At 28.3% G+C, this 24,449-nt stretch carries 28 protein-coding genes; 8 read left to right on the top strand and 20 right to left on the bottom strand.

Translation table 11 applies throughout. The annotated features are described in order from the left end of the window. The 4 genes from ACTCCZ_RS03825 to ACTCCZ_RS03840 form a co-directional block, all read left to right on the top strand. The coding region (locus ACTCCZ_RS03825) for a hypothetical protein (RefSeq protein WP_463187156.1) at positions 1-867 on the top strand (867 nt) is incomplete at its 5' end. Further along, positions 868-1,071, top strand: coding sequence for a hypothetical protein (locus ACTCCZ_RS03830; protein ID WP_079578290.1), 204 nt, complete (start codon positions 868-870; stop codon positions 1,069-1,071). A 16-nt stretch (positions 1,072-1,087) separates the two neighbouring features. Then, positions 1,088-1,246: a hypothetical protein gene (locus tag ACTCCZ_RS03835; RefSeq protein WP_159445733.1), complete on the top strand. Its 159-nt coding sequence runs from the start codon at positions 1,088-1,090 to the stop codon at positions 1,244-1,246. 39 nt (positions 1,247-1,285) lie between these two features. Further along, positions 1,286-1,849 carry a hypothetical protein gene (locus tag ACTCCZ_RS03840; protein ID WP_079578289.1) on the top strand — a complete coding sequence of 188 codons (564 nt, stop codon included), beginning with the start codon at positions 1,286-1,288 and terminating at the stop codon, positions 1,847-1,849. A 67-nt stretch (positions 1,850-1,916) separates the two neighbouring features. On the opposite strand, the gene efp is transcribed toward ACTCCZ_RS03840, so the two are convergent. From efp to pheS, 7 genes are all read right to left on the bottom strand, one after another. Further along, on the bottom strand, positions 1,917-2,477 hold the full coding sequence (gene efp / locus ACTCCZ_RS03845) for an elongation factor P (protein ID WP_079578288.1): 561 nt from the start codon (positions 2,475-2,477) through the stop codon (positions 1,917-1,919). Positions 2,478-2,486: 9 nt separating this feature from the next. Further along, positions 2,487-4,070 carry a phosphoglycerate dehydrogenase gene (serA, locus tag ACTCCZ_RS03850; RefSeq protein ID WP_079578287.1) on the bottom strand — a complete coding sequence of 528 codons (1,584 nt, stop codon included), beginning with the start codon at positions 4,068-4,070 and terminating at the stop codon, positions 2,487-2,489. Positions 4,071-4,095: 25 nt separating this feature from the next. Next, positions 4,096-5,748 (bottom strand): 30S ribosomal protein S1, encoded by a 1,653-nt coding sequence (locus tag ACTCCZ_RS03855; RefSeq protein WP_079578286.1) that lies wholly within the window; start codon positions 5,746-5,748, stop codon positions 4,096-4,098. A gap of 63 nt (positions 5,749-5,811) precedes the next feature. Continuing rightward, positions 5,812-6,660, bottom strand: a complete 849-nt coding sequence (locus tag ACTCCZ_RS03860; protein WP_079578285.1) for a 4-hydroxy-3-methylbut-2-enyl diphosphate reductase — start codon at positions 6,658-6,660, stop codon at positions 5,812-5,814. 8 nt (positions 6,661-6,668) lie between these two features. After that, the gene (gene aroA, locus ACTCCZ_RS03865; protein WP_079578284.1) at positions 6,669-7,943 is read right to left on the bottom strand and encodes a 3-phosphoshikimate 1-carboxyvinyltransferase; all 1,275 of its coding nucleotides are present in this window, start codon (positions 7,941-7,943) and stop codon (positions 6,669-6,671) included. Positions 7,944-7,954: 11 nt separating this feature from the next. Then, on the bottom strand, positions 7,955-10,276 hold the full coding sequence (gene pheT, locus ACTCCZ_RS03870) for a phenylalanine--tRNA ligase subunit beta (RefSeq protein ID WP_079578283.1): 2,322 nt from the start codon (positions 10,274-10,276) through the stop codon (positions 7,955-7,957). Next, positions 10,273-11,265 carry a phenylalanine--tRNA ligase subunit alpha gene (gene pheS / locus ACTCCZ_RS03875; protein WP_079578282.1) on the bottom strand — a complete coding sequence of 331 codons (993 nt, stop codon included), beginning with the start codon at positions 11,263-11,265 and terminating at the stop codon, positions 10,273-10,275. Before pheS ends, pheT begins: the two co-directional genes overlap by 4 nt. Positions 11,266-11,368: 103 nt before the next feature. On the opposite strand from pheS, the gene ACTCCZ_RS03880 reads away from it, so the two are divergent. Then, positions 11,369-11,707 carry a histidine triad nucleotide-binding protein gene (locus ACTCCZ_RS03880; protein WP_079578281.1) on the top strand — a complete coding sequence of 113 codons (339 nt, stop codon included), beginning with the start codon at positions 11,369-11,371 and terminating at the stop codon, positions 11,705-11,707. A 5-nt stretch (positions 11,708-11,712) separates the two neighbouring features. Here the strand turns inward: ACTCCZ_RS03880 and accA are convergent, their stop codons facing one another. The 3 genes from accA to acpP all read right to left on the bottom strand — a co-directional run bounded on the left by accA (position 11,713) and on the right by acpP (position 14,324). Then, positions 11,713-12,657: an acetyl-CoA carboxylase carboxyl transferase subunit alpha gene (gene accA / locus ACTCCZ_RS03885; protein WP_079578280.1), complete on the bottom strand. Its 945-nt coding sequence runs from the start codon at positions 12,655-12,657 to the stop codon at positions 11,713-11,715. A gap of 47 nt (positions 12,658-12,704) precedes the next feature. Then, on the bottom strand, positions 12,705-13,964 hold the full coding sequence (locus ACTCCZ_RS03890) for a beta-ketoacyl-ACP synthase II (RefSeq protein WP_079578279.1): 1,260 nt from the start codon (positions 13,962-13,964) through the stop codon (positions 12,705-12,707). A 129-nt stretch (positions 13,965-14,093) separates the two neighbouring features. Then, positions 14,094-14,324 carry an acyl carrier protein gene (gene acpP, locus ACTCCZ_RS03895; RefSeq protein ID WP_079578278.1) on the bottom strand — a complete coding sequence of 77 codons (231 nt, stop codon included), beginning with the start codon at positions 14,322-14,324 and terminating at the stop codon, positions 14,094-14,096. Here acpP and ACTCCZ_RS03900 point away from each other — a divergent pair. Beyond that, on the top strand, positions 14,257-14,409 hold the full coding sequence (locus ACTCCZ_RS03900; RefSeq protein ID WP_404319632.1) for a hypothetical protein: 153 nt from the start codon (positions 14,257-14,259) through the stop codon (positions 14,407-14,409). The genes acpP and ACTCCZ_RS03900 overlap by 68 nt on opposite strands. Here the strand turns inward: ACTCCZ_RS03900 and fabG are convergent. The 5 genes from fabG to ACTCCZ_RS03925 all read right to left on the bottom strand — a co-directional run bounded on the left by fabG (position 14,406) and on the right by ACTCCZ_RS03925 (position 18,424). After that, positions 14,406-15,149: a 3-oxoacyl-ACP reductase FabG gene (gene fabG / locus ACTCCZ_RS03905; RefSeq protein WP_079578277.1), complete on the bottom strand. Its 744-nt coding sequence runs from the start codon at positions 15,147-15,149 to the stop codon at positions 14,406-14,408. The two genes, ACTCCZ_RS03900 and fabG, sit on opposite strands and share 4 nt — an antisense overlap. A 50-nt stretch (positions 15,150-15,199) precedes the next feature. Beyond that, positions 15,200-15,790 (bottom strand): 7-cyano-7-deazaguanine synthase, encoded by a 591-nt coding sequence (locus ACTCCZ_RS03910; RefSeq protein WP_079578276.1) that lies wholly within the window; start codon positions 15,788-15,790, stop codon positions 15,200-15,202. Beyond that, a complete protein-coding gene (locus ACTCCZ_RS03915; RefSeq protein WP_079578275.1) occupies positions 15,772-16,590 on the bottom strand; it encodes a hypothetical protein in 819 nt (272 codons plus the stop codon). The genes ACTCCZ_RS03910 and ACTCCZ_RS03915 overlap by 19 nt, the downstream gene beginning before the upstream one ends. Continuing rightward, positions 16,590-17,135 (bottom strand): queuosine precursor transporter, encoded by a 546-nt coding sequence (locus ACTCCZ_RS03920; protein ID WP_079578274.1) that lies wholly within the window; start codon positions 17,133-17,135, stop codon positions 16,590-16,592. The genes ACTCCZ_RS03915 and ACTCCZ_RS03920 overlap by 1 nt, the downstream gene beginning before the upstream one ends. Positions 17,136-17,209: 74 nt before the next feature. After that, a complete protein-coding gene (locus tag ACTCCZ_RS03925; RefSeq protein ID WP_079578273.1) occupies positions 17,210-18,424 on the bottom strand; it encodes a molybdopterin molybdotransferase MoeA in 1,215 nt (404 codons plus the stop codon). A 70-nt stretch (positions 18,425-18,494) separates the two neighbouring features. Here ACTCCZ_RS03925 and ACTCCZ_RS03930 point away from each other — a divergent pair, with 70 nt between their 5' ends. Together ACTCCZ_RS03930 and ACTCCZ_RS03935 are read left to right on the top strand one after the other, a co-directional pair. Beyond that, positions 18,495-18,899, top strand: coding sequence for a hypothetical protein (locus ACTCCZ_RS03930; protein ID WP_079578272.1), 405 nt, complete (start codon positions 18,495-18,497; stop codon positions 18,897-18,899). A gap of 2 nt (positions 18,900-18,901) precedes the next feature. Beyond that, positions 18,902-19,573, top strand: a complete 672-nt coding sequence (locus tag ACTCCZ_RS03935; protein ID WP_079578271.1) for a 16S rRNA (uracil(1498)-N(3))-methyltransferase — start codon at positions 18,902-18,904, stop codon at positions 19,571-19,573. Positions 19,574-19,604: 31 nt separating this feature from the next. Here ACTCCZ_RS03935 and ACTCCZ_RS03940 read toward each other — a convergent pair whose 3' ends face one another. The 5 genes from ACTCCZ_RS03940 to thrC all read right to left on the bottom strand — a co-directional run bounded on the left by ACTCCZ_RS03940 (position 19,605) and on the right by thrC (position 24,440). Then, positions 19,605-20,000 carry a hypothetical protein gene (locus ACTCCZ_RS03940; RefSeq protein WP_079578270.1) on the bottom strand — a complete coding sequence of 132 codons (396 nt, stop codon included), beginning with the start codon at positions 19,998-20,000 and terminating at the stop codon, positions 19,605-19,607. Between the two features lie 181 nt (positions 20,001-20,181). Further along, entirely contained in the window at positions 20,182-21,054 is an 873-nt protein-coding gene (locus ACTCCZ_RS03945; RefSeq protein ID WP_079578269.1) for a c-type cytochrome, read from the bottom strand. Further along, positions 21,054-22,301, bottom strand: coding sequence for a cytochrome b (locus ACTCCZ_RS03950; RefSeq protein ID WP_079578268.1), 1,248 nt, complete (start codon positions 22,299-22,301; stop codon positions 21,054-21,056). The genes ACTCCZ_RS03945 and ACTCCZ_RS03950 overlap by 1 nt, the downstream gene beginning before the upstream one ends. A gap of 11 nt (positions 22,302-22,312) precedes the next feature. Then, entirely contained in the window at positions 22,313-22,813 is a 501-nt protein-coding gene (locus ACTCCZ_RS03955) for a ubiquinol-cytochrome c reductase iron-sulfur subunit N-terminal domain-containing protein (protein ID WP_079578267.1), read from the bottom strand. Positions 22,814-22,958: 145 nt separating this feature from the next. Next, the gene (gene thrC, locus ACTCCZ_RS03960; protein ID WP_079578266.1) at positions 22,959-24,440 is read right to left on the bottom strand and encodes a threonine synthase; all 1,482 of its coding nucleotides are present in this window, start codon (positions 24,438-24,440) and stop codon (positions 22,959-22,961) included. Positions 24,441-24,449 lie beyond the last annotated feature (9 nt).

Below are 24,449 nucleotides of genomic sequence, written 5' to 3' on the forward strand. Positions count from 1 at the left end.
TTAGCAGATAAGTTAAATATAGACTCTTCAAAAGTTAAATATATTTCAGGATGGATTGATGCAGATAATAATGAAGAGATAACAAGAGAGTATGAAAAAGAGGTTTGGATAGAAGTAGAAAAAGAAAAGAAAAAACTTCACTTTCTATTTTATACTCTAACTGGCTCAAAAAATGATGAAATATTTATAGAACAAGTAAATTTAAAAGAGAAAATAATTAAAGAAGATAAAAACTATAATAATAAAATTGATATAGTATATAAAAAGGAAGTAAAAACATCTTCTGAAATTTTGAAATTTGTGAAAAATAAAATTAAAGAAAATAGTGATAATATAAAAGTAGAAGTAAAAACAGTAGAACTATTTGCGGAACTATTTAAAGAAAAAAAAGAACATAAAAAAGAAACTCATATTGATACAAGTAATCATTGGATAAATAATTTGGCACAACCTCATATTCCAAATGATATGAATATAGAAGAAGCGAGAAATATAATCAATAATAATATAAAAAGAAAAGATTATTTAAATAAAGTATATGAAGAGAATCAAGAAGAGTTTTTATCTCAATTGAAAAGTGGTACTATACAAGGTTTGAAATATGTAGAACAAACTTCTACAGCAATACTTTTAACAACAACAGGAAAAGTTCCTTTTCAATTTACATTATTTTTTGGTTTTGTTAATGGAGCATCAAAAACTTCAATTTATTATTTAGAAAGACAAAAAGCAGAAGATTTTATAATTAAATTAGCATTTGATACTTTTGTAGATACAGTAGCAGGGAACAGTAAATATATACAAATAGCAAATGAATTAATTATAAAACCATACTTTAGCTACATATATGATAAAAAGGAAAAATAAATGAAAAAACTTACAAATAATAAAAAAGCTTTAATTGGTTCGATAATTTTAATTATTGGATGGGTTATTTTGCCAAATTTTTTTGATTTTTTTTGGGGAGGAATGCTAATTTTAATATTTTTAATTACATTCTTAGGGGGATATTTAATTTGGCCTATGGCAAAAGATATTGATAAGTTTAATGATATACACAATAAAAGATAGTATTTAAAGGTGAAAAATGAATAAAAAATCTATATTACAAACAGTTGGGTATATTATAAGTTTTATAGGATTATATTTTAATATAAATGAAATTCATTATTTTTTCTTTATGGATATGCTTTTAATATTTTTAGGTGGTGGAATAGTTTTTTATGCAAGAAAATATATGAAATAATATAAATAAAGTATATGATTATCCACTAAAGGAAGAAAATTGAAACAAATAGAATATTTTTACAATATAATATATTATTTTTTTTATAGAGCTTCTATAAAGTTTGCAAACTTTATTGCAAAACCAATATTCTTTATTTATAAATACATATACAAAATACCTAAAATAAGACAGTATTATAACAATAAAGGTATAAATAATCCTCTAAAATGGCATAAACAGAAATTTAAAAATGAACTCTTAGAAAATACCAATTTAGGTTATGGAACAATAATAGGTCATGGCTTTGCAACATCTGTCTTATTATTTTTTTATATAGGAATTTATCATATATTTAAATACTCTTTTTTCCCTACATTTCAAGATAGCTTTGGTTATGTATTAACAGTTACTGGAATACTTGCATATTCCACAGATATTATATTTACTCAAACAGCTGATAAAGATGTAAGATACATAAAAGAGTTCAATAAAAGAAAAGGTTGGTGGAGAACTAAGTGGAAAATCATCACAATAGTATCTTTATTTTTAAGTCTTTGGTTTTCTTTGACTACTTCTAGTAGTGGTAATGTTGGGCAGTTTCTGATTGGTTTACACTTTTAAATAGTATTTATTTAAAAGTTATGATTATAGTATAAATAAAAAAAGAGAGTTATTCTCTTTTTTTATTTTATTTAACTTTTTCTAGGTATTCCCCAGTTCTTGTATCACATTTAATAACATCACCTTCAACTAGGTGAAATGGAATTTGAACTACCGCACCTGATTCTAAAGTTGCAGGTTTTTTACCACCTTGTGAGTCACCTTTAAAGTTTGGTGGAGTATCAATGATTTTTAGTTCAACTGTCATTGGTGGTTCAACTGTGATTGGTTTTTCATTGAAAAACATCATATCAACACTCATTCCATCAATAATCCAGTTTTGTGCATCACCTACTTGATCATGTGTTAAACCTATTTGCTCATAGTTTTGTGTATCCATGAATTGTAGCATTTCACCATCATCGTATAGGTATTGCATATTTTTTTGTTCTAAATTTGGAGTTTCACATTTATCACCAGCATGGAAAGTTTTTTCGATAACTTTTCCATTTAGAAAAGATTTTATTTTACATCTAACAAAAGCAGCTCCTTTACCAGGTTTTACATGTTGATACTCTGTAATTTTATAAGGGATACCATCTAATTGTATCTTTAATCCCTTTTTTAATTCGCTCATTGAAATTGCCATTTTTTATCCTTAAATTTCTGCATAAGAAACAGATATTGCTGCTTCTAGGTTTGCTAATTTACTTAAAATATCACTATTTATTGTACTATCAACTAAAATAACTGCAAGAGCACCATTTTTACCTCTTGATAGCCTAAAGTCTGCAATATTAATACCTTCATTTCCTAACACTTTACCAACTTCTCCAATTACTCCAGGTACATCAGAGTTTCTAAGGAATATCATATTACCTTTTGGTTCAATATCTAAAGCGAAATGATTAATATCAACAATTCTTTGCATGTTATCATTAAATACAGTTCCAGATATAGTATTTACACCTTTTTCTGTAGTAATTTTAACAGTAACTTTATTGTTATATCCACTGTTATGAGAAATTTCAGCAGTATCAAAAGTGATACCTTTCTCTTCTGCCCAAAATTTTGCATTTACATAGTTTACATCTTCTCCACCTGATACAGATAGTGAACCAACTGCTGCAAATGTAGTCAAAGAGTCTAAATATTCTGCAATTTTACCCTCTGCTTGTACGCTAATTGATCTAATAGCACTTTTATCACTTTGTGCACTTAAAAATGCCATTTTTTGAGTTAATTCGATATATGGTTTTACAAAAGAAGGGATTTTACTTTCATCTATTGGTAAGTTAAGAGCATTTGGATATGCAATTCCACGCGCTGATTCAATTGCATTTTGTGCAGCTTGAACAGCTATTTTCTTTTGAGACTCTTTTGTATTTGCACCTAAGTGTGCAGTTACAGTTACATTATCTAAGTCTAAAAGAGGGTGGTTTATTGCAGGCTCTTTTTTAAATACATCAATACCAGCCATTGCAATTTTTCCAGATTTTAAGTTGTTTACTAGTGCTTCTTCATTATATAAACCACCTCTTGCGCAGTTTATTAAAATAACACCATCTTTCATTTTTGCAATCTCTTTTTCACCAATAATATCAAGTGTCTCTTTATTTTTTGGTGTGTGTATTGTAATAATATCACAAGATAAAATATCATCGAAATTTGTAGTATATTCGATGCCTAAATCAGTTGCTTTTGTTGATGGTATATATGGGTCATAAGTTACAACATCCATCTCAAAAGATTTTGCTCTTAATGCAACTCTGTGTCCAATATTACCAAAACCAATAACACCTAGTTTTTTACCAAATAACTCATTTCCATACCAATCTTCTCTTTTCCAGATTCTATCTTGTTTTAATTGATTGTGCGCATAAGGGAATTTTCTCATACAAGATAACATATGAGCCATAGTAAGTTCAACTGCTGCAATAGTGTTAGCTGTTGGAACATTCATAGCAATTATTCCTCTTTTGCTACAACCTTCCATATCAACATTGTCATATCCAACACCAGCTCTTATTATTGCTTTTAAATTAACAGCTGCGTTTAAAAACTTTTCATCTACATCTGTAGAACTTCTTGTAATTGCAATATCAGCATCTTTAATTACATCTAATAGTGCAGTTTTATCTATATTTGCGGCATAAACGTAGTTTATGTCCTCTGTGTTCTTAAGGATGTTAAGTCCATCCTCATGAATGTGGTCACAAACTACGATAGTATGTTTACTCATTTTTAAAATCCCTCTTATTTAAAAATTATTTAATTTGATCTTTTAATAAATCGCCTAAAGTCATATTTGAATCATCATTTACAGCTTTAAGAACTTCTCTTTCTTGTTGTAATTCTAATCTTTTAATAGATAATCTAACTCTATTTCTTTTTGTATCTATATTTACAACAACAGCTTCAATCTCTTCACCAATTTTAACTTCATCAGCTTTTAATGGACCAAAATCTTCTGTTCTTACTAAACCATCTAAATTATCATCTAGTTTAATGAATAGACCAAAATCTTTAACATCTTTGATTGGTCCTTTTACAATATCACCAATTCTGTGTGCATCTTGGAATTTTTTAGCAGGAGAATCTGAAATTTCTTTAATACTTAAAGAAATATTTTCTTTGTCTTTATCAATTTTGATGATTTTAACTTCAACTTCATCACCTTTTTTAAACATAGATTTACATTTTGCATTAGTTTCCCAAGAAGCTTCTTCATTATGTAATAATCCATCAATTTCACCAATAGTAACAAATGCACCAAAGTCAGTTAAAGTAGCAACTTTACCTTTAATAACATCACCTACATTGTTCTCTTTTAAGAATTTTGCAAAAGGTTTTTCTTGTAAGTTCTTTAATGAAACTCTTAATCTTTTCTTATCAATATCAAGCTCAATTACTTCAACATTAACTTCTTCACCTAAAGTTAAAATCTCTTTTGGATTTTTGATATTTTTATTCCATGTAATTTCAGAAATATGTAATAATCCCTCAATATCATTTCCTAAATCAACAAATGCACCATAAGATTCAAAGTTAGAAACAGTAACAGTGATTGTATCACCAACTTCTAATTGATCTTTAATCTCTTCCCATGGATTTGGTAATGCAGCTTTGATTGATAATGATAAGTGTTGTTTTGCTTTATCATAAGAAAGAATAGAAACTGTAACTTCATCACCTTCTTCATAATAGTTAGCTGGATTAACAGGACCTTTGTAAGAGATTTCATTGTAGTTTACTAAACCATCAATTCCACCTAAATCTACAAACATTCCATAAGAAGTGATTTTTTTAATTGTTCCATTTACTGGTTCACCTGATTCTAAAATTTCAGCAATTTTAGTATCTTTTTGTGCTTTTGCTTCTTCAATTAGTTTCTTTCTAGAAACAATAATTGAGTTTTGGCTTTCGTTTACTTTTAAAACTTTAGCTTTAACTTTTTTACCGATTGCACCATAAACTTTTAAGTAAGATTGAGCCATTGGCATGAAATATTCACATCCATCCTCATCTTCAATTATGAAACCACCTTTATTTTTAACAGAAACAACTTTACCTTCAATTACTACATCTTCAAGGTCTTCTTTATGTTTCTCTACAAATGCGTCAAATTTCTCTTTTTGTAAAACTTTTCTATGTGAGATTGAAGGTCTTTCTCCTCTATTTCCCATTAACATAACAGGGATAGTATCACCCTCTTTATATTTTACTTCACCATTTACCGTGATTTCAGAGATGTTTAATCTACCTTCAATCTTTTGACCAACGTCAACAAGCGCGTTTTCTTCAGTAATTTCTACAATTACACCATTTACTACAGAGTTATTTTCAGCATTCTCAAAAGACTCATTAAGCATTTGCTCAAAGTCAAAGTCTTCACCAATTTCAATATCTTCGATACCCATATTATTCCTTCGTATTAACCGTTATTTATTAAATGGGATGATTATATCCAAAACTGGCTTAAACTAAAAAATTTCGTTATATTTTTCTACTTTATTTACTACTTCTTGAATGATCCAATCTGGTGTTGATGCACCAGCTGTTATACCACAGACTTTTTTGCCCTCAAACCACTGTTTTTCAAGCTCTTTTGAGTTTTCAATTAAGTAAGAATCTGCACAATTTTCTAAACAAATTGCATGTAATTGTTTTGTATTTGAAGAGTTTTTACCTCCAATTACAATCATTATATCAACCTCTTTTGATAAATCTCTTGCTGCATCTTGATTTTCAAAAGTTGCATCACAAATTGTATTAAATACCCTAACTTCTTTATTTTTTAATATAAGTGCATTTACAATTTCAAGATATACTTCTTTTTTCTTTGTGGTTTGAGCAACAGTTGCAATCTTGTCATATTTGAAATTTATTTTATCTAAGTCTTGGACACTCATTACAACATGAACATCATCTTGATCTTCTCCATAAGATTTTACACCTTTTACTTCTGGATGTGTACTATCTCCAAAAATTAGTATTGAGTAGTTTTCTTTTGACATTTTTTTAACTATTTGTTGAGGAGTTGTAACAAAAGGGCAAGTTGCATTTATGACTTTTGCTGCTTTATTTTTCTTTAAATCTCTTAGCTCATCTTTTGGAATACCATGAGTTCTAATAATAACAGTATCATCTTTTTTTACTTCTGAAAGTGAATTATATAAACCTACATTAAAATTATTTTTTAATCTATCAATCTCATTTTGATTGTGAATTAGTGGTCCCATAGTAGCAGAATTTTCATACGATTCTGCTATTTTTATAGCTCTTTTTACTCCAAAACAAAAACCATAACTTGAAGCTAATTTAACTTGCATAATTTTCCTTAATATAGGGTGTCAAGTATCTCTTTGAAGTTAGGAAATGATGTTTGAATACATTGTGTATCTTCAATATCCATATCACATATGGTTCCAGCAATTGCAAAACTCATAGCGATTCTATGATCCCCATATGAGTTAATTGTAGCTTTATTTATTGAACCACCAACAATTTCATAACCATCTTCAAACTCTGTATAATCAACACCACAAAGTTTTAAATTTTCTATTACAGAAGATATTCTATCGCTTTCTTTAACTCTTAACTCTTTTGCATTACTTACTTTAGAATTGCCTTTTGCTAAGCTCATTGCAATTGATAAAGCTGGTAATTCATCAATTAGCCAAGAGATATTTTCATTTACATTTACACCTTTTAGTTCATTATGTTCTACAATGATATCACCAATTGGTTCATAAATATTCTCTTTTTCAATATACTCAACTTTAGCTCCCATTTTTTCAAGAATTTTATACGCTTCTATTCTTGTGGGATTTAAAGTTACATTTTTTATCGTAACTTTTGAGTTTGGGTTTATTGCTGCTGCAACTGCAAAGAAAAAAGCTGAAGAGGGATCAGTTGGAACTGTTATGTCTAGTGGTTTTAAATAATCATTTAAAGGCTTAATATTTATAAAACCCTCTTCATCTAGTTTTATATTTGCACCCATACCATTTAGCATTCGTTCTGTGTGATCTCTTGTTAACTCTTCTTCTTTGTATTTACATGTATCTTCTGCTTTTAAAGCAGCTAAAATCATAGCAGATTTTACTTGTGCAGAGTTTATGGGTGATTGGTACTTAAATGCTTTAAGTTTATTTCCTCTAATAAATAAAGGAGCTTTATTTCCATCATCTCTTCCATCAATTTTAGCTCCAATACTTCTTAATGGATTTGCAACTCTTTTCATAGGCCTTGCTCTTAAGTATTTATCCCCTGTTAGAGTAAAAGCCCCATCAAAACTTGCAAATAAACCACAAAAAAGTCTTATTGCAGTTCCTGAGTTACCACAATCTAAAACATCTTCTGGTTCTGTTAATTTATTTGGTGGAGTGATTTCTATATATGAGCCATCTCTTTTGATTTTTGCACCAAGTTGTTCTACGATACTTAATGTATTTAAAGTATCCTCAGCTGTAAGATAGTTTTTTATATATGAAGTTTTATTTGAAAATAGTGAAAACATTGCACATCTATGAGAGATTGATTTATCACTACTTATTGTATCAATTGTAATATCAAATGATTTTCCAATTTTTTTTATGTTTAATGTTTCCACTTTTTACCTCTTTATTCTCTTAATCCAATGCCTAGTTCTGTATCAAGTTTTTCTAAAATTTTATTCATTGTTGAAGTTATATCTTCTTCTTCCAAAGTTTTTTCATCATTTTGCAAAATAAATCTAATAGTTAAACTTTCACTCTCTTTAAGTTTTTCATCACTATAAATATCAATTAAATTAAACTGTTTTATATTAGTATCTTCAATTGAGTTTATTACTTTTTTTATTTTTGCATAAGGCATATTTTTAGGTGCAATAATACTTAAATCTTTTCTTGAAGCTTGAAATTTTGATGTTTTATGCACTTTTACCAAATCATTTTTAATTGCATCAAAATCAATTTCTGCAATAAATGTATCTGGCAAGTCAAATTCAATTGCAATACTTGGGTGAAGTTTACAAATAAATCCAACTACTTTACCATCAATTATTACATTTGCATTTTGATAAGGATGAATAAAACTATTTTTAATATTATCCATAGGTTCTAATTCAAACTTTCCAATTGAATTTAATACTCTTTTTGAAAATTCAAAAAAATCAATATTTGCTGGTTTTCCTGCATTTGTGAAGCTTTCTTCTTCTTTTGATCCACTGTGAATAAAAGAGATTTTAAAACTCTCTTCTCTATTTGTATTTATTACTTTACCAATTTCAAAAAATGCAGCACTTTTAATACCTTGTTTGAAGTTATTAGAACAAGCTTCTACTAAATTTAAAAGAATCGTTGTTCTTAAAGTATTTAACTCATTTACAATAGGATTTAATACATCTAGTTCTTCTTTTACAACATCAAAACCATACTTTTGTAAGTTTTCTTTATTTGAAAAAACATAAGTTAAAGTTTCATAAAAACCATTTTCAATAGCTTTTCTTCTTATTTTATTTTTTTTGATTAAATTTGCTGATGTTTTATTAAATCTATTTACTTCATCAATTGCTAAAGGTTTTGCTTTAATGTTATCAATTCCTACAATTCTTACAATCTCTTCTGTAACATCAGCCATATTTTTAATATCATGTCTGTGTAAAGGAATTTGAATAGAAAATACATTGTTCAAACCTTCTTTTACTTCAAATCCAAGTGCATTTAAAATATTTTCAATTTGTGCTTTTGGTATATCTTGACCTATTATTGAGTTTATTTTATCTATATTAATATCTAAATATTTTTTTTCAATATCTTCTACAAAAGCTTCTGCTCCATTGTAGATTTTTGCACCATATTTTGATATAAAAGTTGTAAAACAATCAATCCCTTGTTTGATATCTGGTTCACTTCCTCTTGAAGTTCTATAATAAATATCTCCAGTTTTTTTCTTTGTTTCAAAAACTCTTTTAGATAATTTTTCTGGATTAATATATGAAGCTTCAACAATAAATATATTATCTTGTACTTTTGTCTTTTTATGTTCAATACAAATAGTACTTAAATGCTCTTTTCCATATACATTATCAAAACCATCTTTATCTTTTTTTACATGTAATACTGATAAATCATCATCTGTATCAGCATCTTCATTTGCATATGAGTTTAAAATTACACCGTGTGAGTGAATCGAATAAAATATTGCATCATTTATATCATTTTCTTCAAACTTATCAATTTCTCCAACTCTTAATTTATATAAAACAGGAAGTTTAAAATCAGTAAAATCAATTGCTTTAAATAGTAATGAACTTTCAATGCTACTTTCACATTCAACTTCTAAAAATTGACCAATTCCAAGCTCATTATTATCAAGATTTTTCTCTTTTTCGATAATTGGGATATTATAAAAAGCACTTAATTCTCTTGCAATACCATTTATACTTAAACAGTCACCTCTATTTGCAGTTAGTTCAATTTCAATAATATCATCATTTATTAAAGGATATTCATTTAACTCTTTCCCAATTTTTAGTTTTCCAATTGAGTTATCAAGTTCTAAAATTCCATCATTTAGTTTTGCTAATCCTAATTCAGTTGAAGAACAAATCATTCCATTTGATTCAACACCTCTTAGTTTTGCTTTTTTTATTTTAAAATTATCATTTAATTTACAACCAACTTTAGCAACAGGTACATATTGCCCTGCATCAACATTTTTTGCCCCACATACAATTTGTACAGTCTCATCTCCAACATCTACTTGACAGATATTTAACTTATCTGCATCTGGATGTTTTTCTTTTTCTAAAACTTTTCCTACTACAACTTTAGAAGCAATTCTTACTTCTTTTACACTATCAACTTCAAGTCCAATTGAGTTTAGTGTTTTGCAAATATCATCAGTAGAAATTTTTGATATATCAATAAACTCTTCTAACCATTTTCTTGTAACTATCATCTAAACTGTCCTAATAATTTTAAATCACTTTCAAATAGAGATCTTAAATCTCCAATATTGTGTATAAGCATCGCAAATCTTTCAACGCCTAAACCAAAAGCATATCCTGAAACATTTTCATATCCCACAGCTTTAAATACATTAGGGTCAACAACACCACAACCTAAAACTTCAAGCCATCCTGTATGTGAACATACTCTACATCCATCACCTTTACAAAATACACATGAAATATCAACTTCTGCACTTGGTTCTGTAAAAGGGAAGAAAGATGGTCTAAATCTAACTTCAACATCACCAAACATATGTTGTAAAAACTCAACAAGAACATGTTTTAAATTTGCAAATGATACTTTATCTGCACTATCAACTACAAGTCCTTCTACTTGGTGAAACATTGGAGTATGTGTTAAATCAAAATCTCTTCTAAAAACAGTACCAGGAGCTATCATTCTAATTGGTGGCTTTTGTGATAGCATTGTTCTTATTTGCACAGGAGAAGTGTGTGTTCTTAATACCGTAAAGTCTTTATTGTAAAAAGTATCTTGCATATCTCTTGCAGGGTGATATTTTGGAAGGTTCAATGCTTCAAAGTTGTGAAAATCATCTTCAACTAAAGGTCCTTCTTCTACTGCAAAGTTTAGATTTTGGAAATAAGTTATTATTCTATCCATTGTATCAATTACTGGATGAATTGAAGCATATGATAACTCATTATTAAATCTAGTAACATCAATTTTTTCATTTTCTAATTTTTTATTTAAAGCCTCTTTTTCAAGTACTTCTTTTTTTGTATCTATTGCTTCATTTATTGCAATTTTTTGCTCATTTAAATTTTGAGCAAAAGCTTTTTTCTCTTCATTTGGTATAGTTTTAAGTTTTGCAAATTCTTTTGTTAAAACACCTTTTTTCCCAAGTGTTTCAACTCTTAAAGATTCTAATTCTTCAAGTGAATTGGCATTATTTATTTTTTCAATCCATACTTTCACTTAACTTTCTCCTGTTCAATAGTTCTTTCTAAAGTTAGGGATTATACTTAATAATTTATTAGAGTTTGGTTATAATAATTCCATAAAAATAAAAGGAAGAAATATGTGTTTATTTTGTAAAATTATAGATGGTGAGATACCAAATAAAACAGTTCTTGAAAATGAAGAGTTTTTATGTTTTCATGATATAAATCCTGCGGCTAAAATTCATGTGCTTATTATTCCTAAAAAGCATTATGACTCTTTTGATGTAATCAAGCCAGAACTTATGGCAAATATGACAAAATTTATTCATGAAGTAGCTGATAAATTAGGTGTAAGAGAGAATGGTTATAGATTAATAACAAATATAAAAGAGCATGGTGGACAAGAAGTAAATCACTTACATATGCATTTATTAGCAGGAGAGTATGTTGGCAGATTAGTGGGAGCTAAAAAGTAGTTTTACTACTTTTTGCTGTCTTCAAACTTACCAAGATTCATAAGTTTTTCATATCTTTTTTCAAGTCTTTGAGCAGTAGTTTGAGATTTTAATTCTTCTAAAGTATTTAAAAAATAATCTCCAAGTGCTTGAATAGCTTGTTCTTTTTGTCTATGTGCCCCAATTAGTGGTTCATTTATAACATCATCAATTAATTCTAATTCTTTTAATGATTCAGCTGTTATTTTAAGTGAATTTGCTGCTGTTTCTGCTTGTGCTGGGTCATTCCATAAAATAGCAGCACAGCCCTCAGGCGAAATTACTGCATAAACAGAATATCTCATCATTGCTAGCTTATCTGCAACTGAAATAGCAAGTGCTCCACCTGAACCACCCTCACCAATTACAACTGAAATAGTTTGGGTTTTCAAATTAGAAAATTCATATAAGTTTTTAGCAATTGCTTCACTTTGATTTCTCTCTTCTGCTCCAATTCCTGGGTATGCACCTGGAGTGTCAACTAGCATAAGAATTGGAATACTAAATTTTTCAGCCATTTTTGCACATCTTAAAGCTTTTCTATAACCTTCAGGACTTGGCATTCCAAAGTTTCTTTTTAGTTTATTTTTTGTTCCTCGACCTTTTTGCTCACCAATAACCATTACTTTTTGCGAACCTATATATCCTAAGTAACAAATTATTGCATTATCATCATTATAATGTCTATCACCATGTAATTCATAAGCATCAGTTAATAAACCTCTTATATAATCAAGAGCATATGGCCTGTCTGGATGTCTTGCTAGTTGCAGTTTTTGATAATCATTTAAGTTCTTGAAAGTTTTTTCAACTTCTTTTTGAAGTTTTTTATCTAAAATCTCAACAGCATGTTCATCTGCACGACTTTTTGCAACTAAAATGTCTTCTTCAATTTGTTGTATTTTATTTTCAAAATTTAGATAAGTTGCCAAATATATTCCTTTTTTCTAGAGGGAAGATCCCTCTATAAGAGTGTTTGTTAGTCTATAAATTTTTTGAAGATGATAGAACCATTTGTTCCACCAAAACCAAAGTTATTACTCATTACAGTAGTTAATTGAGTTTTTCTTGATTTATTAGGAACAAAATCAAGGTTACATTCTTCATCTTGGTTTTCTAAGTTTATTGTTGGAGGAATAATTCCCTCTTCTAATGCTTTAATGGCAAATATTGCTTCAATAGCACCAGCAGCACCTAAACAATGTCCAATTTGACCTTTTGTTGATGTAACAGGAGGACAATTTGATATATCACCAAATAGATCTAAAATAGCTTTTGATTCATTTCCATCTCCAACAGGAGTTGATGTACCATGAGCATTTACATAATCAATTTTAATATCTTCACCAATAGTCTCTTTTGCCATAGCAAGTGCTGCTTTCATAGCTCTTAATGGTCCATCAATAACAGGAGCAGTGATATGATTTGCATCTGCACTTTCCCCAAAACCTATTATTTCAGCATAGATTTTTGCACCTCTTGCTTTAGCAGAATCTAATGACTCAATAACTAAAGCACCAGCACCTTCACCCATTACAAAACCATCTCTATCTTTATCAAATGGTCTTGAAGCTTTTTGTGGGTCGTCATTTCTAGCACTTAAAGCTTTCATTGAAGCAAATCCACCAACACCAGCACCACAAATGGCACTTTCTGCACCAACAACTAATATTTTATCAGCTCCATTTGTTGCAATTGTTTTAACTGCATCTGCAAGTGCATGAGTTGAAGCTGCACAAGCTGTAACATGAGATAAACTTGGACCTTTTAAACCATGCTCAATTGAGATAAAACCACCAAGCATATTAACAAGTGATGATGGAATAAAAAATGGAGAAATTCTTCTTGGACCTCTTGATTGACACACAACAGAGTTTTTTTCAATTGTTCCTAATCCACCAATTCCAGATGCTGAAATAATACCAAATCTTTCAGAAATTGAATCATCAACTTTTTTATTTTCATCTGTAATGAAATTTGCATCTTTCATTGCTTCTTTTGCAGCTTTTATACCTAATTGAATAAATCTATCAGCTTTTTTTACTTCTTTTTTATCCATTACTTCTGTTGGATCAAAGTTTTTAACTTCTGCTGCAATTTGTACAGGGTACTGTGAAGCATCAAATAGTGTTATTTTTTCAATACCACATTGACCTTCAACTACAGCTTTGAAAGATTCATCAACGTTGTTTCCTACAGAATTAATAGTACCTAAACCAGTTACAACAACTCTTTTCATTAATTATGCTCCGTTTCGTGTATTTATATTTTATTTAAAATATTCAATTTTCAATAAAAACTCAAGATTTTAAATAAAAAAGACAAAATAAAAAGCTAGAAGTCTAGCTTTTTATTCAAAAGTTTAAAATTACGCGTGCTCTTCGATGTATTTAATAGCATCAGCAACAGTTTGGATACCTTCTGCATCTTCATCAGGGATTTCGATATCAAACTTCTCTTCTAAAGCCATAACTAATTCAACTACGTCTAAAGAGTCCGCTCCTAAATCCTCAATAAATTTAGAATCTTCTTTGATCTCTGCAATATCACAATCTAGTTGCTCTACTACCACTTCTTTTACATCATCTAATAATGCCATATTTTTTCCTTTTATAAAATTATCATCGTATTATAGCCAAAAAGATTTTAAAAAATCTTTTAAACATTTTTTTAGTGGAATTTAAACGTATAAACCGCCGTTAACTTTTAGTATTTCTCCAGTGATATAACTTGAGTGATCACTTAGTAGAAACGCTACTGCATCAGCTATCTCACTTGCTTGACCAAATCTATTTAAAGGAATATTTTTTTCATATTGCTCTTTTACTTCATCTTTTAATTCATCAGTCATATCTGTTTGAATAAATCCAGGAGTTACTGCATTATATCTAATACCTCTTGCTGCTGCCTCTTTTGCAAAAGATTTTGTCATTGCATTTAAGCCACCTTTTGAAGCAGAATAATTTGTTTGTCCAGGATTTCCCATTTCTCCCACAATTGAAGAAATATTTACAATAGAACCAAATCTTTTTTTACCCATAACTTTTAAAGCACCTTTACAACCAATAAAAGCAGAAGTTAAATTTGCATTTATTACATCAGTAAAATCATCAACTGACATTCTTAAAGCAAGTTTATCTTTTGTAATACCTGCATTATTTACTAAATATGATAATTCTGAATCAGCATCTATAATTGTTTTAATAGCTGCATTAAACTCTTCTTCAATTGTTACATCAGCTTTAATAATAGCAGCACATCCACCATTTGCTTCAATCTCTTCTTTTATCTTTTCAGCAGCACTAGCACCACTTCTATAGTTAATCCACACTTTAAGTCCATGTGTTGCTAAAGTTTTAGCAATTTGTGCACCTATACCTCTACTAGCACCTGTAACTAGTACATTTTTTCCACTAAATTTCATTTATATCCTTTGAGTATTATGTTTAAATCGATAATTATAACATAAATAGCCTATGAGTATTTTTTGATTAAAAAATCAAGTTTTTTGCATTTATAACAGTTGTGACATCTTTTATATTTTATAGGATTAGTACAAGAAAATATTAATTCTAAAGGTAATGAATATTCTTTAATTATTTCTTCTTTCTTTTTCCCATAAAATGGTACTTCGATTTGAAAGTCATTCTTTAATAAGCCAATACTAATAAGTTTTTCAATATCTTTTATATAACTTTTACTTGTGTCAGGATATTCTAAATTGCCTTGAATACCTATCGCAAGTTTATATATATTTTTATTGTAAATAAAAAGTGAAGCGAAGGTAAGAAGAGAAAGATTTCTTAATGGAATAATATTTTCTTTTAAATTTTTTACATTTCCCAATTGAATTGTATTGATTACTTTTGATAAATCAAATGTGGCTATTGTTAATTTGTATTTAGATGCTATTTTTTTAGCATGAAAAAACTCTGCATCTTCCCAGACATAACCAAAAAATAGGTATATTAATGTAATATCTTTTTTTTTATTTTTATAATATTTAATTAATGCTGTGCTTTCAAGTCCACCACTAAATAGTATAGCTATTTTTTCTCTTTCCATCCCATTAGTTCCAATCCAATAGGTAATCCTACAGTTAAAATATGTGCAACTTTTCTTGAAATTTGTTCTTTTTCTATATTATTAAATAAAAATTCTTCCGTTACATTATATTTTATATCAAACCACCAGTATACATCTCTTTCAGATAATCTATCATCTTCTGAATTAACACTATCTACCAAATTTAATGTATTTTCAAATTTATTTTTTATTTCTTTTCTTGATAAAACTGTTAATGATTTATTTAAGGCAATAGCAATAGCAATAAAGTTACCTGGGTACCATATACTAAATAATATTTTTTCATTATCATTGATTTTGTATATAGCATAAAGTGAATCAATTCCATTTACAATTGAAAAACTAAGTTTTGAAATATCTATATGGTGAATATCATCATTTCTTTTAAATGTTTTAATTTTTTCAGTAAGTAATCTAATTTCATCAGAGTAGTTGTTTTTTGGGAAATTATATCTATATTTAAAAACTAATCTTACTCTTTCTTTAATCTTTATATATAATTTTGTTCTTGATTTTTTTAAAGCATTATCTGAATCACCTTTTAAAATATAAAATATACCAAATATTATAATTGATAAAAGAAATGATTCAGAAAAAAATTTAAGCAATTCTAAATAATTTTTTTCTAATGTCACAAAATTTTCTAAAAAATAAAGCTCTTTATTTACAATTATATTTAAACAGATAAAAAGGGATAATATAGCATATAATACTATAATCCAAGAAAGTTTCCATGCTCTCTTAGATAAAGCTTGTAGTATTTCTGAAGTAAATTCCATTAAATTCTCTTAAATCTAAAAAGTTTCAATTTTATAGCTAAGATGTAGAAAATAGGAGTATCTAAAATTGCAATAATAAGTTTTATCATATAATCTCCAACAATAAGTTTTATAATAACATCAAAAGGTAAAACAAAACTAAACGCAAGAATGAAAAATAATGTTGTATCAAATAACTGAGATAGCATAGTACTAGCATTATTTCTAAGCCACCACTTATCTTGATATTTTTCTTTCAAATAATGGAAAATAGAAACATCTAATTGTTGTATTAAAAAAAATGTTGTTATAGAGGCAAATGCAATTCTCCAATCTGCAATTAAAATCGTAGGAATTATTGCGAGTGCAATACCTGACTTCACAACAACTAAAACATCATTTTTTGAAAAATTCTCACCTAATATGTCAGTCAATAAAAATGTAAATGGATATAATATTGCTCCATAAGTAAGCCATTCATTAATTGGAAATTGAACTGTATAATTTGCACCCACAATTAGTATAGCAAAAATAATTGAATTAAAATATTTTATTCTTTTAGACATTAAAAACCTTATTTATTTTTTTATATTATAGTAAAATTTATTTAAAATTTATTTATGGATAAATATAAAGGTAACTATTTTGTAATAAAATCCTTTTTTATATCCGTAAAGAATTTCCAATTAATTGGTAAGATTTTAACTTCATCATTTTCTAAAAGTTCATCATTGTTTTCATCTACTACTATCATACTATTAGCATTTGAAAGTACATTTACCATTCCAGGAGCTCTCTTTTTTGAAGGTGTAAAATACTCTCCATCAAAATCACCAGGAATTACAGTAGTTCTTTTTTTATTTTTAAGTGGTTCTGACATTTTACCAATTATATAATTGTGAAAAATATTTCTAGAACCTCTTAATTTTTGTACAATCATTCTCCCAAAAACTTCAAAAATAAGTGCAGAAGCCAAAGGGTTTCCTGGAAGATTTAAAATATATGTATCTTTTATTTTTCCAAATATAGTTGGTTTTCCAGGTTTTATATAAATACCATCAATTATAGTTTTAAAATCAAGTGTGTTAAAAGCTTCTTTTGTAAAATCAGCATCTCCAACACTTACTCCACCAGATGTTATAATCAAATCAGCTTCTAGTGAGTTCTCAATAAGTTCTTTTATTGATTCAACACTATCTTTTGCTTGTCCCATAAAAGTAACTTCACAACCAAGTTCAATTGCTCTTGCTAGAAATGTTGGGGTATTTGAGTTATAAATTTGATAATCTTCAATTTTTTCATAATGAAGTTTTAACTCTTCTCCTGAAGCAAAAACAGCAATCTTAGGTTTTTTATATACTTTTATATGTGATATTCCTTGCGAAGAAAGTAGGGTGATTTTTGCAAAATTTAACCTAGAACCTTTTTTTATTAGATGTTCATTTAAGCTAATATCTTCACCAATATATCTTATATGTTGAAACTCTTTTACGTTTTTTGTTATTTTTATTTTGTTATTTTTTTCTTTTGTCTCTTCTTTTGGTATTATTGCGTTTGTATTTTTAGGAACTCTAGCTCCTGTCATTATTTTCACACAAGTATTAGATTTAAGTTCTGTATGTTTATTGTCACCTGCAAAAATAGTATCTATAATTTCAAGTTCATTATTTCTATCTTCGTATCTAATAGCATAGCCATCCATAGCAGAATTATCAAATTTTGGAAGAGCATATTGTGCGAAGATATCATCTGTGCAAACTCTATTGATACTTTTTTCTATGGGTATAATTTCATAATTTAAATTTATTTGTAAATTTTCTATAATACTTAGTGCTTCTTTAACGTTTAAAGCCATTTTTTTCCTTTACTAATACCTTATGACAAGTTTGTTATAATACCAAAATTTTTTAAAAGTGAGATAAACAATGGAAATTATGCAAGAAGCAGTAACAACACATGTGTATGCAATCTTTTTTTTCTTAGCTATTATACTTTTTAACTTTTACAGTTTGATTTTTGTTAAAGATTTTATAAAATTAGCAAAAAGATTAAAACTTACAACCCCTGTGTATCACTTAAGTAATGCGGTAATTATGTACACAGGAGCAATTGTTTCTGCATATGCACGAAGTTTTAGTTTTACTATTATTATAATGATAGCAGCTTCAATTTTTTTACTTGTAATTGAAATAAAAAGATATAAAAAAATGAGAGTTATTAAATCAACTGATATAAAAGCTCAAGAAGAATTTATACCTTATGCAAAAAATATTTATACTATAGAACTACTTGTTTTAGTTAGTGTATATATTATTTCAAAGGTATTTTAAGTATGCAGTTTACTTATCATGAAAATGCAAAAGAGGCTGTTTTAAATATAGAGAATGATAATTTTAAACACTTAATAAAAGCAAGAAGACATAAAGTATCAGATGAAATTGCATTTAGAAATTTAAAAGATAATTATCTTTATTTTTATAAGATAGTTTCAATTGATAGAAAAAGTGCTTCTTTAAAATTAGAGTCAAAAAAAGAGTATATTGTAAAACTTGATAAACAGTTACACATTGCTTGGTGTATAGTTGATCCTAAAACTATAGAAAAAGAACTTCCATATTTAAATGAACTTGGAGTAAGTAAGATTACTTTTATTCCTTGTGATTATTCTCAAAACAACTTTAAATTAAATTTTGAGAAGATGGAAAAAATTCTTGTTAATTCTTCTCAACAGTGTGGAAGAAGTGATATTATAAAGCTTGAATTGACAAACTGTCTAGATGAGTTTATTAAAGAAAACCCAAATACTTATATGTTGAATTTTTCAAATAATAGTGTAGATTCTAAAAAAGATGATATAAAAACAATAATAATTGGTTGTGAGGGTGGTTTTTCTAGTAGTGAAATAGATAAGTTTGATAAAGAAAAAATTGTTGGCTTTAATACAAAATTAATATTGAAGTCTCAAACTGCAATTACAGCAGTTGCTGCAAAAATACTTATTTAAAAAAGATAAACTTTTAAGTTTATCTTTTTTATTACCAACTTCTAACTATTGAATGACATCTTGAACATGCATTTAAGATATCAGAGTATGCATTAGCTGCATTTAAATATGCTTTATCTTCTAAGTTTAGCTCTAAAATATTTATATCTAAACTAATTCTTTTAGAAGCATTAGATGCAACATTTACCATGTGTTTTTTATCTTTTGGTAAATATTGTGCAATTACTTTTTTATCAGAAAATAATTTATTTCCATCTTGAACAAGTTTTGAACCACTTCTTATTAATTCAATATTGTTATTTAAAAAACCTTGTTGAATTTGAGTAATCCCTTGTTCCATGATAGACATAGATTTTTGCATAACATCTTGAGCACTAGCAATCCCAAAAGCTAATGTACATGCTAAAACGATTTTTCCTAACTTCATATTCGTCCCTTTAATTTTTGTTACAATTATGTTACTATTTAATCTGTTAAACAGTACTTAAGTTTTATAAAAAAAGCTAATAATTAAAAAATTGAAATAAGATTTTGTAAAATTGTAGCAGTGTAATAAAAAAGGCCTAGATTATAAAAATCTAGGCCTTTTAGTTTAAAAAGTAAATCTTCTAGTGAAGATTTCTCCAAAGTTTTGCTTTCCATAACCAAGCAAAAATTGCGAAAATCACTAAGTAAATTAAAAATTTTGGTCCTAGTGCTTCTCTTTCAGCTTTTTTAGAATCTCCAACTTGCTCCATATAATCAATAACTTGTTGCTCAGCTTTTTGAGTTAAACCAACTCTTGGCATCGCAGTTCCCTCTAAGTGTTTTTGAGGGTTATTGATAAATGTATGTAAGTATGATTCACCTCTACTTCTAATATATTGAGATAAATCAGGAGGAGTTTTCCCCATATATGCTTTGATATTTTCATTTGGAGTATGAGCGGCCATTGTTCCACCTTTCATATCCCCATATTTAATACCATGACATCTTTGACAAGCATCTGTAAATACTTCTTTATTTGTCATTTCTTCAGGTGCAATTGATTGTAAATAAGCAACCATATCAGCAATTTCTTGTGGTTGCATCCACTCATAACCTGGCATTGGATGAATTCTTCCATCTTTGAATTTATGTTCAACTTTTGAAGCTTTTGCAGAATTTTTTATAAATGCAGCTAAATAATCAGCATTATAAAGATTTCCAGCAGTACTTAAATCAGGTGGTACAACACCATAACTAGCAGCAGAAGTTGCATCATCCATTACAGGAGGAAAACCTTCTTTTTCAATTGAGTGACAAGCTGTACAGTTAGTTTGAACTAAAGAAGCACCATTTGTTGCATTTCCTGTTAGTCCGTTTAAACCATCTACATCTTTATACTCATAATCAGCTGGCTCAACATGTGGGTGCATTTGCGAATGAGCAAATGGCTCAACTCCCCAATAAGTAATAAGAGTAAATACTACTACAACTATTAATACTTTTAACTCTCTCATTATGCACCTCTCTTTTTAGCATCAGCTTTTGTAATAATTGGCAACAATAAAAATAGAATAATAAATATCGTAGCCGATACAAATCCTACCCATGCATTTATACCTGTTGGAGGTAATTTACCATATACAGTTAATACAATTAAATCTACCATTAAAATCCAGAACCAAATATTAAATCCAGGTCTTTTATGAGCTGGTAATACAGCTGGATCTCTGTCTAAGAATGGGAAAATAAAGAAAATAACATTTGCAAAACCAAATGCGATAAGTCCAATATCAAATGCTTTAATAGGTCCAATATCAAAGAAGAATCCTCTTAACACTTCATATGACCACAAGAAATACCACTCAGGATAAATATGTGCAGGAGTTACCATATTATCAGCAGGATCAAAGTTAACTGGATCCATTGCAAAACTATAGTGGAAGAATACTAAATAAAAATAGAAAATTAAAAAGATTCCCAATACAGCTAAATCTTTTGAAATAAAGATAGGCCAGAATGGAATAACTTTAGACTCTTTTTTATTTCCACTTAAATACTTTTCAGCTTCAGCATCAAAATCAATATCTTCTGATTCTTGATTATTAACATGAGGAATTCTTAATGTGTAAAAGTGAACAACAATAATAGCCATAATTACAATAGGTAATAAGAATACATGTAACATAAAAAATCTTGTTAATGTAGCATCAGCAACATTAAAGTCACCTCTAATCCATACAACTAATGCATCACCAATAAATGGAACACCACCAAAAAGGTTAGTAATAACCATTGCAGCCCAGTAAGACATTTGTCCCCATGGTAACATATATCCAGAGAATCCAGCAGCACTGAATGTTACAAATAATAACATACCTGAAATCCAAATCATCTCTCTACCTTGCTTATAAGAACCATAGTAGATACCTGTTAACATGTGAATATAGATGATTAAAAATACAACAGAAGCTGCAACACCGTGCATGTGTCTAAATAACCAACCATATGCAACCTCTTGCATAATTGTGTAGTTTACAGAATCAAATGCTAAATTAACATCTGGTTTGTAGTACATCATTAAAAAAATTCCTGAAATTACAAGAATACCAAATGTAGTAGCTAATAATACACCCATTGCCCATAAGAAGTTAATATCTTTTGGAATCCAATACTCAGTCATTAAAACTTTGTTTAGTGTAGTAGTGTTTAATCTTTGATCTAACCACTCACCAACAGAGTTTGCTTTTGTAAATTTTGCCATTATTTAACTCCTTACGCCATCATCGCAGCTGCGATTTCTTTGTATTCTGGTCCTTCTTCACCTAAAGTAAGTGTATTTCCAGAAACACTAAACGGAGGCAGATCAAGAGGTCTTGGAGGAGGTCCAAATGTTTGCTTCCCACTAGCATTAAACTCCCCACCATGACATGCGCATTTCCACATATCTTTTTTCCATGCTGGAATACATCCAAGGTGAGTACATAATCCAATTGCAATAGTAAATCTATCACCATTAACTACTAAGTCTCTTTTAGAATCTTCCATTTCAGCAGTCTTTTTAAGAATAAAAATCGGCTTACCTCTCCACATGATTGTACTTGGCTCACCAGCTTTACTTTTACTAAGATCAAACTCAGTAAATCCGCTAGCTAATACACTTGGAAGTGGGTCCCATGCTTTCTTCATACCAACTAAAGAAGCGGCACCTCCAACTGCAGCAACTGCAGCAAAAGTGTATCCAAGAAAATCCCGTCTATTTGTTTCGTTAGACATTTATCTTCCTTATTTTAAAATAAAATTTGTTTATTATATTGTTAATTTTCTTAAAGTGTAATGACGCAAGTCAAATTGAAACTATTTATGTAGGTATTGTGAGAAAATTACACACAAAAATTATAAGATTTAGTTATTAGAGAGCTTATGCTTCTCTAATAAACTTTACTATCTCTTTTTCGATATCTTCTTTATCTATAATTGAATCATGAATAATTTTTGAAGAAAATAATTTTTTAATGCTTTGTGGTAAGTTTGCATTATATTTAGAAGATATTTCCTCTAAAGCATCTTTATCAGCATAAGTTTTATTATCTTCTTTTAAAGCATTTAAAACTGTTGGTGAAAATTTTGTCCATTCAGCTGTTGAATAAATAACAGTTTTAAGATTTTTCTCTCTTAGGTTTTCATATGCTTTTAAACAAGTAGCTGTATGTGGATCCATAAGATAATTTTTATCAATGAATTTTTTTATTATTTCTTTTCCGTAATTATCATCTGAATTTATTGCAGAAAACTCATTTTGAAGTAAATCAAGTTCTTCTTTTGTTAATTCAAACTTCTTATTTTCATTTAGACTATCAAATAACTCTTTTGTTCTTTTTGCTCCAAATAAGTGATATATTACTCTTTCAATATTTGAAGATTTAAGTATATCCATAGCAGGAGATTTTGTAAGAATTAATTTTTTATTTGAAATATCATAAACCCCTGTATTAATCCACTCAGTTAATATATTGTTTTCATTTGATGCAACTAAAAGTTTTTCAATAGGAACACCCATCTTTTTAGCATAAAAACCGCCTAGTACATTACCAAAGTTTCCACTTGGCACTACTAAATAGATTTTTTCACCATAAGTTATCTCTTCTTGTCTTAATAGCTCTAAATATGAATGAAAATGATAAATAATTTGAAATATAATTCTTCCAAAGTTTACAGAGTTTGCTGCACTTAGTTTTATTCCGTCATTTTCTAACTCTTTTTTAAAAGATTCAGAAGATAAAAGATTTTTTAGTGCAGTTTGTGCATCATCAAAGTTACCTTCTATTCCAATTACTTTTTGATTATCTCCATCTTCGCAAACCATTTGAAGTTTTTGTACATCAGAAGTTCCACCATTTGGGTATAAACAAGCTATTTTTATATTTTCTTTATTTTTAAATGTATTAAGTGCAGCTGGACCTGTATCTCCACTTGTTGCTGCTAAAATAAGATATTTTTCATTTTTTTGCTTTGCAATTGAAGATAAAATAGAACCAAATGGTTGTAAAGCCATATCTTTAAATGCTCTTGTTGGTCCATGGTATTGCTCATGAACAAATAAATCATCTTTTACTTTTACTACAGGACAAGGATTTAAACTATCATCAAAATTATCATATAAAGCTAATGCTTCATTTATATCTTCATCTGTAATATCTATTTCAAACGCTTTTAAAATATCAAATGCTAATTTTTTATAATCACAATCTAAGTGCTTTTGTAAAAAATCATCTTCAAGTTTTGGAAGCTCTTTTGGTACATACAATCCACCAAAAGATGCACTTGGGCTTAATATAGCTTCGCTAAAAGAAACCTCACATGGTTTTATTTTATCATTTCCTCTTGTTTCAATAAAGTTCATTTTTTCCCT

It is taken from the genome of Malaciobacter sp. (assembly GCF_055140965.1).

What these genes read in the sequence shown, in the direction of transcription:
- ACTCCZ_RS03935 (WP_079578271.1), top strand. Translation starts at nt 18,902, where the DNA reads ATGCAGTTTACTTATCATGAAAATGCAAAAGAGGCTGTTTTAAATATA.
- ACTCCZ_RS03950 (WP_079578268.1), bottom strand. Translation starts at nt 22,301, where the DNA reads ATGGCAAAATTTACAAAAGCAAACTCTGTTGGTGAGTGGTTAGATCAA.
- ACTCCZ_RS03955 (WP_079578267.1), bottom strand. Translation starts at nt 22,813, where the DNA reads ATGTCTAACGAAACAAATAGACGGGATTTTCTTGGATACACTTTTGCT.
- ACTCCZ_RS03920 (WP_079578274.1), bottom strand. Translation starts at nt 17,135, where the DNA reads ATGTCTAAAAGAATAAAATATTTTAATTCAATTATTTTTGCTATACTA.
- efp (WP_079578288.1), bottom strand. Translation starts at nt 2,477, where the DNA reads ATGGCAATTTCAATGAGCGAATTAAAAAAGGGATTAAAGATACAATTA.
- ACTCCZ_RS03890 (WP_079578279.1), bottom strand. Translation starts at nt 13,964, where the DNA reads ATGAAAAGAGTTGTTGTAACTGGTTTAGGTACTATTAATTCTGTAGGA.
- pheT (WP_079578283.1), bottom strand. Translation starts at nt 10,276, where the DNA reads ATGATAGTTACAAGAAAATGGTTAGAAGAGTTTATTGATATATCAAAA.
- thrC (WP_079578266.1), bottom strand. Translation starts at nt 24,440, where the DNA reads ATGAACTTTATTGAAACAAGAGGAAATGATAAAATAAAACCATGTGAG.
- ACTCCZ_RS03835 (WP_159445733.1), top strand. Translation starts at nt 1,088, where the DNA reads ATGAATAAAAAATCTATATTACAAACAGTTGGGTATATTATAAGTTTT.
- ACTCCZ_RS03880 (WP_079578281.1), top strand. Translation starts at nt 11,369, where the DNA reads ATGTGTTTATTTTGTAAAATTATAGATGGTGAGATACCAAATAAAACA.
- ACTCCZ_RS03945 (WP_079578269.1), bottom strand. Translation starts at nt 21,054, where the DNA reads ATGAGAGAGTTAAAAGTATTAATAGTTGTAGTAGTATTTACTCTTATT.
- fabG (WP_079578277.1), bottom strand. Translation starts at nt 15,149, where the DNA reads ATGAAATTTAGTGGAAAAAATGTACTAGTTACAGGTGCTAGTAGAGGT.
- ACTCCZ_RS03910 (WP_079578276.1), bottom strand. Translation starts at nt 15,790, where the DNA reads ATGGAAAGAGAAAAAATAGCTATACTATTTAGTGGTGGACTTGAAAGC.
- ACTCCZ_RS03940 (WP_079578270.1), bottom strand. Translation starts at nt 20,000, where the DNA reads ATGAAGTTAGGAAAAATCGTTTTAGCATGTACATTAGCTTTTGGGATT.
- acpP (WP_079578278.1), bottom strand. Translation starts at nt 14,324, where the DNA reads ATGGCATTATTAGATGATGTAAAAGAAGTGGTAGTAGAGCAACTAGAT.
- serA (WP_079578287.1), bottom strand. Translation starts at nt 4,070, where the DNA reads ATGAGTAAACATACTATCGTAGTTTGTGACCACATTCATGAGGATGGA.
- ACTCCZ_RS03855 (WP_079578286.1), bottom strand. Translation starts at nt 5,748, where the DNA reads ATGGGTATCGAAGATATTGAAATTGGTGAAGACTTTGACTTTGAGCAA.
- ACTCCZ_RS03915 (WP_079578275.1), bottom strand. Translation starts at nt 16,590, where the DNA reads ATGGAATTTACTTCAGAAATACTACAAGCTTTATCTAAGAGAGCATGG.
- ACTCCZ_RS03930 (WP_079578272.1), top strand. Translation starts at nt 18,495, where the DNA reads ATGGAAATTATGCAAGAAGCAGTAACAACACATGTGTATGCAATCTTT.
- ACTCCZ_RS03925 (WP_079578273.1), bottom strand. Translation starts at nt 18,424, where the DNA reads ATGGCTTTAAACGTTAAAGAAGCACTAAGTATTATAGAAAATTTACAA.
- ACTCCZ_RS03830 (WP_079578290.1), top strand. Translation starts at nt 868, where the DNA reads ATGAAAAAACTTACAAATAATAAAAAAGCTTTAATTGGTTCGATAATT.
- ACTCCZ_RS03860 (WP_079578285.1), bottom strand. Translation starts at nt 6,660, where the DNA reads ATGCAAGTTAAATTAGCTTCAAGTTATGGTTTTTGTTTTGGAGTAAAA.